The sequence below is a fragment of the Pseudomonas sp. W3I7 genome, from assembly GCF_030816095.1.
GTDB lineage: Bacteria > Pseudomonadota > Gammaproteobacteria > Pseudomonadales > Pseudomonadaceae > Aquipseudomonas > Aquipseudomonas salomonii.
Genome location: NZ_JAUSXP010000001.1, coordinates 5,948,944 through 5,961,908, shown reverse-complemented (window position 1 = coordinate 5,961,908; position 12,965 = coordinate 5,948,944). Strand labels below are relative to the sequence as shown.

At 60.2% G+C, this 12,965-nt stretch carries 11 protein-coding genes and 1 pseudogene; 5 read left to right on the top strand and 7 right to left on the bottom strand.

The features are described 5' to 3' along the window. Positions 1-146 precede the first annotated feature (146 nt). Both QF043_RS27410 and QF043_RS27405 read right to left on the bottom strand, forming a co-directional pair. Positions 147-530, bottom strand: coding sequence for a PaaI family thioesterase (locus tag QF043_RS27410; protein WP_017135364.1), 384 nt, complete (start codon positions 528-530; stop codon positions 147-149). Further along, on the bottom strand, positions 530-2,857 hold the full coding sequence (locus tag QF043_RS27405; protein WP_305457042.1) for a Tex family protein: 2,328 nt from the start codon (positions 2,855-2,857) through the stop codon (positions 530-532). The genes QF043_RS27410 and QF043_RS27405 overlap by 1 nt, the downstream gene beginning before the upstream one ends. A gap of 357 nt (positions 2,858-3,214) precedes the next feature. Between QF043_RS27405 and ompR the strand changes: the two are divergent. Both ompR and QF043_RS27395 read left to right on the top strand, forming a co-directional pair. Continuing rightward, positions 3,215-3,956, top strand: a pseudogene (gene ompR / locus QF043_RS27400) (two-component system response regulator OmpR). A 117-nt stretch (positions 3,957-4,073) separates the two neighbouring features. Continuing rightward, positions 4,074-5,387, top strand: coding sequence for an ATP-binding protein (locus QF043_RS27395; RefSeq protein ID WP_017135367.1), 1,314 nt, complete (start codon positions 4,074-4,076; stop codon positions 5,385-5,387). Positions 5,388-5,528: 141 nt separating this feature from the next. On the opposite strand, the gene rimK is transcribed toward QF043_RS27395, so the two are convergent. From rimK to QF043_RS27380, 3 genes are read right to left on the bottom strand one after another with little or no spacing between them, the layout of a single operon-like run. Then, on the bottom strand, positions 5,529-6,434 hold the full coding sequence (rimK, locus tag QF043_RS27390; RefSeq protein ID WP_003171022.1) for a 30S ribosomal protein S6--L-glutamate ligase: 906 nt from the start codon (positions 6,432-6,434) through the stop codon (positions 5,529-5,531). Then, complete coding sequence (locus tag QF043_RS27385; protein WP_307421529.1) at positions 6,431-6,895, bottom strand: ATP-dependent zinc protease; 465 nt, start codon at positions 6,893-6,895, stop codon at positions 6,431-6,433. The genes rimK and QF043_RS27385 overlap by 4 nt, the downstream gene beginning before the upstream one ends. A 31-nt stretch (positions 6,896-6,926) precedes the next feature. Continuing rightward, the gene (locus QF043_RS27380) at positions 6,927-7,706 is read right to left on the bottom strand and encodes an EAL domain-containing protein (protein WP_056858190.1); all 780 of its coding nucleotides are present in this window, start codon (positions 7,704-7,706) and stop codon (positions 6,927-6,929) included. Positions 7,707-7,821: 115 nt separating this feature from the next. Here QF043_RS27380 and QF043_RS27375 point away from each other — a divergent pair, with 115 nt between their 5' ends. Then, entirely contained in the window at positions 7,822-8,229 is a 408-nt protein-coding gene (locus tag QF043_RS27375) for an RNA-binding S4 domain-containing protein (protein ID WP_017135369.1), read from the top strand. A 134-nt stretch (positions 8,230-8,363) separates the two neighbouring features. Here the strand turns inward: QF043_RS27375 and QF043_RS27370 are convergent, their stop codons facing one another. Next, positions 8,364-9,167: a phosphatase PAP2 family protein gene (locus tag QF043_RS27370; protein ID WP_307420882.1), complete on the bottom strand. Its 804-nt coding sequence runs from the start codon at positions 9,165-9,167 to the stop codon at positions 8,364-8,366. A 104-nt stretch (positions 9,168-9,271) separates the two neighbouring features. On the opposite strand from QF043_RS27370, the gene hslO reads away from it, so the two are divergent. Together hslO and QF043_RS27360 are read left to right on the top strand one after the other, a co-directional pair. Next, a complete protein-coding gene (gene hslO, locus QF043_RS27365) occupies positions 9,272-10,174 on the top strand; it encodes an Hsp33 family molecular chaperone HslO (RefSeq protein ID WP_017135371.1) in 903 nt (300 codons plus the stop codon). Between the two features lie 179 nt (positions 10,175-10,353). Beyond that, the gene (locus QF043_RS27360; RefSeq protein WP_065930841.1) at positions 10,354-11,895 is read left to right on the top strand and encodes a phosphoenolpyruvate carboxykinase; all 1,542 of its coding nucleotides are present in this window, start codon (positions 10,354-10,356) and stop codon (positions 11,893-11,895) included. Between the two features lie 56 nt (positions 11,896-11,951). Here the strand turns inward: QF043_RS27360 and QF043_RS27355 are convergent, their stop codons facing one another. Then, positions 11,952-12,815 (bottom strand): DMT family transporter, encoded by an 864-nt coding sequence (locus tag QF043_RS27355; RefSeq protein WP_307420881.1) that lies wholly within the window; start codon positions 12,813-12,815, stop codon positions 11,952-11,954. Between the last annotated feature and the right edge of the window lie 150 nt (positions 12,816-12,965).

The following is a 12,965-nucleotide window of genomic DNA, read 5'->3' as shown; positions in this document are numbered from 1 at the left end:
GAAACTGGCGTTATCGCCTGGTTTAGAGTCGATTTGGCTCACATTGAAAAAGCCTACTTCACTCCATGAATTGGGCTATAGCGCAGCAAGAAAATTCCGACGCTGTTGTCGCAGCGCCGAAATTAACTCAAATCGAGGGCGGGGAGCTAGAGGACAGCGAAGGTGCCTTGTGCTTTTGCGACAAGTCTTTCGCCTTGATACACATCGGCTTCCACCACCAATGTGCGTCTGCCGGCGTGAATCACCCGGCTGGTGCACAGCACATCACCGTCTTCGACGGCGCGGATATAGTTGATCTTGCACTCGATGGTCGCGCTCTGCTGGTCAAAGCCATGGGCGCTGGAACAGGCCAGCCCCATGGTGATGTCGACCAGGCTGAAAATCGCCCCGCCATGGAGCTTGCCTGCGCGGTTGCGCAGTTGCGGCTCCAGGGTCAGGGCCACCTCGGCAACGCCCTCGTCCAGGCGTTGCAGGCGACAGCCGATCAGCTCGCTGAACGCGCTCTGGGTCAAACCGGCCGGGATTTCCATCAGCGTTTCTTCAACTGTTTGGCGTTGGCGAACAACGACGCCATGGCGTTGTTGCTCGGCGCGGCCGTCGCGGTCGGCTCTTTACGCGGCGCATTGCCCTGGGACTGGCGCGGTGCCGAGCCTGGGCGGGCACCACGGGCGCCGTCGATTTTCTCGCCGGGGGTGTCGCTCATGCGCATCGACAGGCCCACGCGTTTACGCGGGATATCGACTTCCATGACCTTGACCTTGACCACGTCACCGGCTTTGACCGCTTCGCGCGGGTCCTTGATGAACTTCTCCGAAAGCGCAGAGATGTGCACCAAACCGTCCTGATGCACGCCGATATCCACAAAGGCGCCGAAGTTGGTCACGTTGGTGACCACGCCTTCGAGGATCATGCCCGGCTGCAGGTCCTTGAGGTCTTCAACGCCGTCCTGGAACTCGGCAGTCTTGAACTCGGGACGCGGGTCGCGGCCAGGTTTTTCCAGCTCTTGCAGGATGTCGGTGATGGTCGGCACGCCGAAGGTTTCGTCGGTGTACTTTTTCGGGTCCAGGCGCTTGAGGAACGCGGCGTCACCGATCAGCGAACGGATATCACGGTCGGTCTCGGCGGCAATGCGCTGTACCAGCGGGTAGGCTTCCGGGTGCACCGCAGACGAATCCAGCGGGTTATCGCCGTTCATGACGCGCAGGAAACCGGCGGCCTGTTCAAAAGTTTTTTCGCCCAGGCGTGCGACTTTCTTCAGCGCGGCGCGGGTTTTGAACGCGCCGTTTTCGTCGCGATGGGTGACGATGTTCTGCGCCAGGGTGGTGTTCAGGCCGGAGATACGCGCCAGCAGCGCGACCGAGGCGGTGTTTACATCCACGCCCACCTTGTTCACGCAGTCTTCCACTACCGCATCCAGGCCGCGCGCCAGTTTCAGCTGCGACACGTCGTGCTGGTACTGGCCGACACCGATGGATTTAGGGTCGATTTTCACCAGCTCTGCCAGCGGGTCTTGCAGGCGGCGAGCAATGGAGACGGCACCACGGATCGACACGTCGAGGTCCGGGAATTCCTTGGAAGCCAGTTCCGACGCGGAGTACACCGAAGCGCCGGCCTCGGACACCATGACCTTGGTCATCTTCATGGCGGGGTATTTTTTGATCAGTTCGGCGGCCAGTTTGTCGGTTTCACGGCTGGCGGTGCCGTTGCCGATGGCGATCAGGTCCACGGCGTGCTTGGCGCACAGCGCGGCCAGGATGGCGAGGGTCTGGTCCCACTTGTTGTGCGGCACGTGCGGGTACACGGTGGCGTGGTCCAGCAGCTTGCCGGTGGAGTCGACCACCGCAACCTTGCAGCCGGTACGCAAGCCTGGGTCGAGGCCCAAGGTGGCACGCGGGCCAGCCGGTGCGGCCAGCAGCAGGTCGTGCAGGTTGTGGGCGAACACGTTGATCGCCTCGGTTTCAGCGCCATCGCGCAGCTCGCCGAGCAGGTCGGTTTCCAGGTGCGTGTAGAGCTTGACCTTCCAGGTCCAGCGCACGACTTCACCGAGCCACTTGTCCGCAGGACGGTTCTGGTTCTGGATGCCGAATTGTTGACCGATCATGCCTTCACACGGGTGCATGGTGCCCGGCAGCTCGTCGCCGACTTTGAGCGCGGAGCTGAGAATGCCTTCGTTGCGACCCCGGAAAATGGCGAGTGCGCGGTGCGACGGCATGCTCTTGAGCGGTTCGTCGTGTTCGAAATAATCGCGGAATTTGGCGCCTTCTTCCTCTTTGCCGGCGATAACGCGAGCGCTGAGAATGGCTTCCTGCTTGAGGTAGGTGCGCAGTTTTTCCAGCAGGCCGGCGTTTTCGGCGAAACGCTCCATGAGGATGTACTTGGCACCTTCAAGGGCGGCCTTGACGTCGGCGACGCCTTTTTCGGCATCGATAAAGCGTGCGGCTTCGGTTTCCGGGGTCAGCGACGGGTCGTTGAACAGGCCGTCGGCCAACTCGCCCAAACCGGCTTCCAGGGCGATCTGGCCCTTGGTGCGGCGCTTCTGTTTGTACGGCAGGTAAAGGTCTTCGAGGCGGGTCTTGGTGTCGGCGAGCTTGATGTCGCGTTCCAGCTGCGGGGTCAACTTGCCCTGTTCCTCAATGCTGGCGAGGATGCTGATGCGCCGTTCGTCGAGTTCTCGCAGGTAGCGCAGGCGCTCTTCCAGGTGACGCAGTTGGGTGTCGTCGAGGCTGCCGGTCACTTCTTTACGGTAACGGGCGATGAAAGGCACCGTGGAGCCTTCATCCAGTAGCGCGACGGCCGCTTCGACCTGTTGTGGGCGTACACCGAGTTCCTCGGCAATGCGGCTGTTGATGCTGTCCATAAAACCACCTGAAATGCTTGAAAGCAGCTCGCAGGCCCGGAAAACAAGGCGTTGCGAGGCTGGTTGAGCGGCGCCAGCGGCGCCGCTGCCTGGGTCAAAAGGCTGCCTATTGACCTTCGAAATCGGGAAATTGCTGCCCCGCGCTGAAAAAACGGCTGAGGCTGCAAACAGTAAAGTCTGACAGTGCCCTGCATGAAGGCGCCGCATTATAACCAGCGTTCTGCCCTTGGGGGGGACTGCGCCGGAGGTTGTAGGACGCGGGTTCGCTGGCGGTGGAGGAAAAATCTGCTAACAATGCACACGGTGCGTATAACGGCAGCTACGCCATAATGCGCGCCGAGATAAGAGGAGCATCTAATGAGCAGCACTGCACAAACTGCTGAAGGCGAAAAAATTCTCATCGTTGACGACGATCCGGGGCTGAGCAGCCTGCTGGAACGTTTTTTCAACTCCAAGGGCTACCGTGCCCGCGCGGTGCCGAACACCGAGCAGATGGACCGCCTGTTGGGGCGTGAAGTGTTCAACCTGGTCGTACTCGACCTGATGTTGCCCCGGCGAAGACGGCCTTACCGCCTGCAAACGCTTGCGCGGTGCGAACAACCAGATCCCCATCATCATGCTGACCGCCAAGGGCGATGAGCTGAGCCGCATCAAGGGCCTGGAACTGGGCGCTGATGACTACCTGGCCAAGCCGTTCAACCCTGACGAGTTGATGGCCCGGGTCAAAGCCGTACTGCGTCGCCAGGCACCGCCGGTACCGGGCGCACCAGGCAGCGAAGACGAGAGCGTCACCTTTGGTGAATACGAGCTGTCACTGGCGACACGCGAGCTCAAGCGTGGCGAAGAAGTGCACATGCTGACCACTGGCGAGTTCGCCGTGCTCAAGGCATTGGTGATGAACGCTCGCCAGCCGCTGACCCGCGACAAGCTGATGAACCTGGCCCGTGGCCGTGAATGGGACGCCCTGGAGCGCTCCATCGACGTGCAGATCTCCCGCCTGCGCCGGATGATCGAGCCGGACCCGGCCAAGCCGCGGTACATCCAGACGGTGTGGGGTGTGGGTTATGTGTTTGTGCCGGATGGCACTGCTACCAAGTGACCGATGACTTGCAGGCGCGGGCATCCCGGCGTTTGACTCCATGAGGGTCGACGGGATGCCCGGCGTCTGCAATTCTGCGAGCGCCGCTCGTTCCTGCAAGGTGTTTAGCTGTCTCCTATGAAAACCCCGTTGTGGTTCCCGCAAAGTTTCTTCTCTCGCACCCTTTGGCTGGTGCTGATCGTCGTGCTGTTTTCCAAGGCACTGACGCTGGTTTATCTGTTGATGAACGAAGACGTGCTGGTAGACCGGCAGTACAGCCACGGCGTGGCGTTGACGTTGCGTGCCTATTGGGCCGTCGACCCTGAAAACCGCGAAAAGGTAGCCAAGGCTTCGACGCTGATACGCGTCGACGGCGCTGGTGTGCCCGAAGGTGAGCAGCATTGGCCTTACAGCGAGATTTATCAGCGTCAGATGCAGGCTGAGCTGGGAGAGGACACCGAGGTGCGCCTGCGCATGCATGTTTCACCTGCGCTCTGGGTCCGGGCCCCGAGTCTGGGAGATGCCTGGATCAAGGTGCCCCTTTACCCCCATCCGCTGCGCGGGCAAAAAATCTGGAACGTGCTGGGCTGGTTCCTGGCCATCGGGTTACTTTCAACCGCTTCCGCGTGGATTTTCGTCCGACAACTCAACCAACCGCTTAAACGCTTGGTGTTTGCCGCGCGCCAACTGGGGCAGGGGCGCAGTGTGCGCCTGCCGATCAGCGATACGCCCAGTGAGATGACCGAGGTGTACGGTGCCTTCAACCAGATGGCGGAGGATGTCGAACAGGCCGGGCGCGAACGCGAGCTGATGCTGGCGGGCGTATCCCATGACTTGCGCACGCCGCTGACGCGTTTGCGGCTGTCCCTGGAGCTGATGGGCAACCATAACGACCTGACCGACGACATGGTGCGCGACATCGAGGACATGGACGCGATTCTCGACCAATTCCTGGCGTTTATCCGCGATGGCCGTGATGAGGTGGTGGAAGAGGTCGATCTCACGGACCTGGTGCGCGAGGTGGTAGCGCCCTACAACCAGAATGGCGAACAGGTGCGTATGCGCCTGGAGCCGATCCAGCCGTTTGCATTGCGTCGGGTGTCGATGAAGCGCCTGTTGAACAACCTGATCGGCAACGCCCTGCATCACGCCGGTTCAGATGTGGAGGTGGCCGCCTATGTGTCCGGCGACAGCACTGCGCCCTATGTGGTGTTGAGTGTGATGGACCGTGGCACGGGCATCGACCCGGCGGAGCTGGAAGGTATTTTCAACCCGTTCACCCGTGGCGACCGTGCGCGGGGCGGCAAGGGTACGGGGCTGGGGCTGGCGATTGTGCGGCGAATTGCTTCGATGCATGGCGGCAATGTTGAGCTGCGTAACCGCGAAGAAGGCGGCCTGGAAGCGCGGGTGCGCTTGCCGCTTGGCTTGATGTTGCCAAGGGATGCGGTCTAACAAACAACATCAATCAAATGTGGGAGCGGGCTTGCTCGCGAAGGCAATGTGTCAGTCAACAGGTGTACCGACTGATCCGGCGCTTTCGCGAGCAAGCCCGCTCCCACATTGGTTTTGCAGTGTACCAAGGCTTGCTGCGTATCAACCCTTGCCCTTGGTCCGGGTCATATTCGGCCCACCATTCTTCTCCAGATGCTGAATGATGATCCCCGCCACATCCTTGCCGGTGGTGGTCTCGATCCCTTCAAGCCCCGGTGATGAATTCACCTCCATCACCAGCGGGCCATGGTTGGAGCGCAGGATATCCACGCCCGCGACTGCCAGGCCCATCACTTTGGCGGCCCGCAGTGCAGTCATGCGTTCTTCCGGGGTGATCTTGATCAGGCTGGCACTGCCGCCACGGTGCAGGTTGGAGCGGAACTCCCCCGGCTTGGCCTGGCGTTTCATGGCGGCAATCACCTTGTCGCCGACCACGAAGCAGCGGATATCCGCACCGCCGGCTTCCTTGATGTATTCCTGCACCATGATGTTCTGCTTGAGGCCCATGAACGCTTCGATCACCGACTCGGCGGCAGTTGCCGTCTCACACAGCACCACGCCGATACCTTGGGTGCCTTCGAGTACCTTGATCACCAGCGGTGCGCCGTTGACCATCTCGATCAGGTCGGGGATATCATCGGGGGAGTGGGCAAAGCCGGTCACCGGCAGGCCGATTCCCCGGCGTGACAGCAGTTGCAGGGAGCGCAGCTTGTCTCGCGAACGGGCGATGGCCACCGATTCGTTGAGCGGGAACACGCCCATCATTTCAAACTGGCGCAGCACTGCGCAGCCGTAGAAGGTCACCGAAGCGCCGATCCGCGGGATCACCGCATCAAAGCCTTCCAGCGGCTTGCCTCGGTAGTGAATCTGCGGCTTGTGGCTGGCAATGTTCATGTAGGCACGCAACGTGTCGATCACCACCATTTCATGGCCACGTTCAGTGCCGGCCTCGACCAGGCGGCGGGTGGAATACAGACGCGGGTTTCGCGACAGCACAGCAATCTTCATGCAGCACCTGGGGCAGAAATAGTAGAGACCGGGAACACCGGCTTGTCTTGAACGTACTTGACGCCGGGGCTGACCACCAACTGGCCGTCAATCAGCGCCTTGGAACCCAGCAACAGGCGGTAACGCATGGCCTTGCGGCAGGCCAGGGTGAATTCCACCCGCCATACTCGGTCACCCAGAGCCAGAGTGGTGCTGATTACATACCGCACCTGCGCGTGGCCGTTGGAGCTCTTGATGGTTTTCAGCGTCACCAGCGGCGCTTCGCAGCGACGATGACGCAGTTGCACCACGCTGCCCAGGTGCGCGGTAAAGCGCACCCACTTCTCACCGTCGCGCTCAAAGGGCTCGATATCGGTGGCGTGCAGGCTCGAGGTGCTGGCACCGGTGTCGATCTTCGCGCGCAGGCCGGCCACTCCCAGGTCGGGAAGGGCCACCCACTCGCGCAGACCCACAACGGTCAAATGGTCAAATGTCTTCAATATGGGTAACCGGTCAGTTCGCCCAGGCCTGGGGTGAAACCTCGGCCAAGGCTTTAAACGCAGGCTTGGCGAACCAGTAGCCCTGCATCAGAAATATTCCGCAGTTGGACAGGAAGTCACGCTCGCCGGCACTTTCGATACCTTCAGCAATGACAGTAATCCCCAACTGCTCACAGATTGTGACAATCCCCTGGACAATGACCTGCCGGACACGATCCTGGTCGACATCGCGAATCAACGCCATGTCGAGTTTGATCAAGTCAGGTTGGAAATCGGCCAGCAGGTTCAGCCCCGAATAGCCGGCGCCGAAGTCATCGATGGCGGTCTTGAAGCCGAATTCGCGGTATTCACGCAGAATATTGGTCAAATGGCGATAGTTATCTACATGCTCGTTTTCAAGGGTTTCGAAAATCAACCGATCCAGCGGGAAATTATGCGCGCGGGCCGCCTCCAGCGTGCTGCGAATGCACAACTCCGGCCGGTACACGGCATTGGGCATGAAGTTGATCGAAAGATAGCTTTGCATTCCCAAGGCGGCGGCCCCCGCAATCGCCTGAGTACGGCAGCGTTGGTCAAAGCGATAACGGTTGCTGTCGTTGACCTGGTCCAGCACCGACAACGCCCCTTCACCGTGAGTGCCGCGCACCAGTGCTTCGTGGGCAAAAATCGACCGGTCGCGAAGGTCTACGATAGGCTGGTAGGCGAAGGAAAAATCGAAACCCAAGGCTTCGCTTTGCTGGCAACCTACGCAACGCTGGTTGGGCGAGGTGAGTGAGGTGGGAAAGTCGGTCACAGCGTATCCTCGCGAAAACAGGGGGTGTCTGGCGTATCTTAGGTGAGGCTTGGGATTTATGCGTTGAAGAGGTTCAACGGTAAAGTTGCGACATTTTTCAGAGCGAGGAATTCAAGTGGCTCAAAAGCAGGAAGAGGAAGAAAAGGTCCGTTTGGACAAGTGGCTGTGGGCGGCGCGTTTTTACAAAACCCGTGCCCTGGCCAAGGCGGCCATCGAGAGCGGCAAGGTGCACCATCGCGGCGAGCGCTGCAAGCCGGGCAAGGAACCGCGCGTCGGGGACGAGTTGCAGATTCGCACCGGTTTTGACGAAAAGACCGTGGTGGTGCAGGCGCTGTCCGTCGTGCGTCGTGGCGCGCCTGAGGCGCAGGCGTTGTATGCCGAGACCGAAGCCAGCATCGCCAAGCGCGAAAACGCGGCCGCTATGCGTAAGGCCGGCGCAACCGGCATGACCACCGATGGCAAGCCGAGCAAGAAGCAGCGTCGCGATTTGTTCAAGTTTCGCGGCAGTGGCAATGATGATTGACACGGATCTCCCTTTAAAAGGAAATCGAAAATGTGGGAGCTGGCTTGCCTGCGATAGCGTCAGGTCAGCCACCCTCTCAGTCACTGACCCACCGCTATCGCAGGCAAGTCAGCTCCCACATTAGGACCGCGGCATTAAGCGGCTGTGCGCATGACACTTAAGCGCCCGATAACTGGCAGCCTCCCGAGCAACCCGAAAACCGGCGCCGTCACCCGCATCAGAAACCCGGACACCTTCGCCGCAAACGGCGTGTAATACCCCCAACCCAAGGCCAACAACGCCAGCAACACCCCGCCGATGTAATCGTCCTGGCCCCAATGCGCGCCCGCCACCAGCCTTGGCATCATGAACAACAGCGCCAAGCCCCAGATCGCTACCACCTGGGTGAAACGCTGGGCAAATACCGTCATGAACATGCCCCAGATCAGCAGCACCGACGCATGATCGCCCGGGAAACTCTGGCTGGAACGATCCTTCAGCTCCCAGGTTTTCTCCAGTCCCGGGAAATAATCACTCATATGAACAGCGCCGCTGATCACCATCGACGGGCTGCTGTGTTGCCAGCCCATTTGCGCCGTGAGCTTGGAAAACAGCATGCGGATAAACAGCAACAGCAGCAGAATGCTGAAGAAACCAAAGAACGCCTGGCGCACCTGGATGGCCTTGAACACCCAGTCACCGCGAATCAGCAGCGTCAGCAAAATCACCCCGACCACCGCATCGAACGGTCGCAAGCTGGCCACCGCCCACACATGCAACCACGTCGAATGGCTTGCCAGTGGGTCATTGAGCAGATGAAACAGCCATTCGTCGAAAACCACACACAGCATCTGTCCCGTGGGCCACAGCCAAAAACACAGCAACCCGATAGCGACTAGATTGCACAAGGCCAACCTCCCGAGGTTCCACCTGGCTTGGAACAAACCCGGATTGTTCATAAACTGTCCCTCTTCGCTCTATAAAAACGCACCAAAAAGGTGCCAAAGCGTTTAATTCTATAAACCTTGTAACCAATTTGTCATCAATTCAGATACCCAGACCTATGACTGATCTACCGGATACCGACTTCACCCAACGCTTTATCTTCGATGAGAACGACGCCCGCGGCGAACTGGTCTCGCTGGAGCGCAGCTATGCCGAAGTCCTCGCCAAGCACCCCTATCCGGAGCCGGTCGCGCAACTGCTCGGTGAGCTGATGGCGGCGGCCTCGCTGCTGGTAGGCACCATGAAGTTCGACGGTTTGCTGATCTTGCAGGCCCGTTCCGAAGGCCCGGTGCCGATGTTGATGATCGAGTGCTCCAGCGAGCGCGAAATCCGTGGCCTGGCCCGTTACGAGGCCGACCAGATCGCGCCGGATGCAACCTTGTCTGACCTGATGGCGAACGGCGTGCTGGCGATCACCGTCGACCCCACCGAAGGCCAGCGTTACCAGGGCATCGTCGACCTCGACGGCGAAACCCTCTCGGACTGCTTCACCAATTATTTCGTAATGTCCCAGCAGGTCGGCACCAAATTCTGGCTCAACGCGGACGGCAAACGCGCCCGTGGCCTGCTGCTGCAGCAACTGCCGGCCGACCGCATCAAGGACGACGATGAACGCACCGACAGCTGGCGCAAACTGACCGCCCTGGCCGGTACCCTGACGGCTGAAGAATTGCTGGGCCTGGACAACGAAACCATCCTGCATCGCCTCTACCACGAAGAGGCCGTGCGCCTGTTCGACGCCCAGGGCCTGCGTTTCCGTTGCAGCTGCTCGCGTGAGCGCTCAGCCAACGCCTTGGTTAGCCTGGGCCTGGAAGATGCGCAGCAATTGGTGGTGGAACATGGCGGCAATATCGAGATCGACTGCCAGTTCTGCAACCAGCGCTACCTGTTCGATGCGGCCGATGTCGCCCAATTATTCGCCGGCGCAGGCATCGACACCCCTTCCGACACCCGCCACTAAAACGTTTAAGCACAGGTAAATCACCTGACAAACGCCGGATTAGCGCAGTTCTGACGGGAGGGCCCTACTCTTTTTGGGCTTTTCTGGCATAATCCGGCCCACTTTTTTCGCGGTAGTAGTGCGCAACTTTCTACTACAAAACGTTTGGAGCACTCGGCCATAGGCCGACGGGGAACCTCATGACGCAAGCCAATAACGCCGTATACACCGATCTGAGTGTTGACGATCTGGTCAAAGAAGCCCTGCAGCGCGGTGAAGGCGTGCTTGCCGATACTGGCGCGCTGGTCGTAGAAACCGGTCATCGCACCGGTCGTTCGCCGGTTGACCGTTTCATCGTTGAAGAGCCTTCCACCCAGGACGCAATTGCCTGGGGCCCGATCAACCGCAAGTTCCCGGCCGACAAGTTCGATGCTCTGTGGGCTCGCGTCGAGGCATTCAACAACGCGCAAGAGCATTTCGTTTCCCATGTTCACGTAGGGGCTGCAGAAGACCACTACCTGGCCGTGAAAATGACCACCCAGACTGCCTGGCAGAACCTGTTCGGTCGTTGCCTGTTCATCAACCCGGCCCAGTACAACCCGGCCGGCCGTGATGAGTGGCAAGTGCTTAACGTCGCCAACTTCGAATGCGTGCCAGAGCGTGACGGCACCAACTCCGACGGTTGCGTGATCCTCAATTTCGCCCAGAAAAAAGTGCTGATCGCCGGTATGCGTTACGCCGGTGAAATGAAAAAAGCCATGTTCTCGGTGCAAAACTTCCTGCTGCCGGCCGCCGATGTGCTGCCAATGCACTGCGCCGCCAACATCGGCGAAGCAGGCGATGTGACCCTGTTCTTCGGCCTGTCGGGCACCGGTAAAACCACCCTGTCGGCCGACGAAAGCCGTTACCTGATCGGTGACGACGAACACGGCTGGGGCGAAGGCGTGGTGTTCAACATCGAAGGCGGTTGCTATGCCAAGTGCATCGACCTCTCCGAGAAGAACGAGCCGGTAATCTGGAAAGCCATCAAGCACGGCACCGTGCTCGAAAACGTGGTGATCGACGATGCCAAGCACGCCGACTACACCAACGTCAGCCTGACCCAGAACAGCCGCGCCGCCTACCCGCTGGAGCACGTTGCCAAGCGTTCCGAGAAGAACCTGGGCGGCGAGCCAAACGCTGTGATCTTCCTGACCTGCGACCTGACCGGCGTACTGCCGCCCGTGTCGATCCTCAGCGAAGAACAAGCGGCCTACCACTTCCTGTCCGGCTACACCGCTCTGGTGGGCTCGACCGAAATGGGTTCGGGCAGCGGCATCAAGTCGACCTTCTCCACCTGCTTCGGCGCGCCGTTCTTCCCACGCCCAGCCGGTGAATACGCCGAACTGCTGATCAAGCGCGTGCGCGGCTTCGGCTCCAAGGTCTACCTGGTCAACACCGGCTGGACCGGCGGCGGCTACGGCGTCGGCAAGCGCTTCAACATTCCGACCACTCGCGGCGTGATCGCAGCGATCCAGAGCGGCGCGTTGATCGGTGCAGAAACCGAGCACCTCGACACCATCAACCTCGACGTGCCTTTGGCCGTACCGGGCGTTGATACCGGCCTGTTGAACCCACGTAACACCTGGGCTGACAAGGCTGCCTACGACGAAGCGGCGAAAGCGCTGGCCGGTCTGTTCATCGAGAACTTCAAGAAGTTTGAAGTGAGCGATGCGATCAAGGCGGCCGGGCCTAAGTTGTAAGGTTCGGTTGTTGTGAAAAAGCCGCCCTCCGGGGCGGCTTTTTTGTGGCCGAAAGGTTAGATGGCGATATGCAAAACCACGGCGCCGACCAGCACCAGTGCGACCCCCACGACCTGCACCGCCGACAACCGCTCCTTGAAAAACACGAACCCCAGAATCGCCGCAATCCCCCCCGACAACGTACTGATCACCGTCACCACCGAAACCGAGCCCGCCATCGCGCCCCACGAAAACGCCGAGAACCCGCCCAGGTTCATCAGGCTCGCGCCGGTCAAGGTCGCGCAGTTTTTCAGCGGCGGGATTTTCAGGCCGTCCTTGATCTTCAGCACCATCACCACCAGCACGCACAGGCCCACCAGGTAACCCAGCCACAGCATGGTGATCGGCCCCAACGCCGGCAGCGTGTAGCGGCCTTGCAACCAGAAACTGGTGCCATACAGCAAGGCGGCGAGCATGGCGTAGGCGATGGAATGACGCGGGTTGTTGTGGGGCGTGCCGTTGTCCTTGTGGATGCTGGAAAGGATCACGCCGATTACGCAGAGGGCGATGCAACCGAGTTGGATCAGGTTGATGTGTTCGCCGCTGGCCCAGGACAGCAGGGTGGTGACTACGCCGTAAGAGGTCACCAATGGCGCGACGATAGCGGCTTTGCCCAGGGCGAAGGCCTTGGACAGCGCCAGCGCCCCGGAGACGGTGAGCAGGGCGGCAGTGATGCCCAGGAGCCAGACGCTCAACGGGGCATTCAGGGATTTGAACAGGAAGGCCGGGAAGATCACCAGCAACAGCGTCATGATCAAAAAGCCAAGGGCTTGGCCGAAATACACCGCGCGTTTAACGCCAACGGCTCGGGCGTTGAGGCCCACGAGAAAGTCCGTGCCGCCCCAGAGGAGGGCGGCCAGCAGGCCCATTATTACGTCCATGTAAGGTCCTTGTTATTGGGTCAAATCGCCAGACTAACGCATAGCCCCTGTGGGAGCGGGCTTGCTCGCGAATGCGGTAGATCAGTGAGAAGTACTCTACCTGACACACCGCTTTCGCGAGCAAGCCCGCTCCCACATTTGATATTCGGT

Bases quoted from the DNA above. Each gene is read 5' to 3' on its own strand.
- QF043_RS27410 (WP_017135364.1), bottom strand. From the start codon at position 530: ATGGAAATCCCGGCCGGTTTGACCCAGAGCGCGTTCAGCGAGCTGATC.
- QF043_RS27405 (WP_305457042.1), bottom strand. From the start codon at position 2,857: ATGGACAGCATCAACAGCCGCATTGCCGAGGAACTCGGTGTACGCCCA.
- QF043_RS27395 (WP_017135367.1), top strand. From the start codon at position 4,074: ATGAAAACCCCGTTGTGGTTCCCGCAAAGTTTCTTCTCTCGCACCCTT.
- rimK (WP_003171022.1), bottom strand. From the start codon at position 6,434: ATGAAGATTGCTGTGCTGTCGCGAAACCCGCGTCTGTATTCCACCCGC.
- QF043_RS27370 (WP_307420882.1), bottom strand. From the start codon at position 9,167: ATGAACAATCCGGGTTTGTTCCAAGCCAGGTGGAACCTCGGGAGGTTG.
- hslO (WP_017135371.1), top strand. From the start codon at position 9,272: ATGACTGATCTACCGGATACCGACTTCACCCAACGCTTTATCTTCGAT.
- QF043_RS27360 (WP_065930841.1), top strand. From the start codon at position 10,354: ATGACGCAAGCCAATAACGCCGTATACACCGATCTGAGTGTTGACGAT.
- QF043_RS27355 (WP_307420881.1), bottom strand. From the start codon at position 12,815: ATGGACGTAATAATGGGCCTGCTGGCCGCCCTCCTCTGGGGCGGCACG.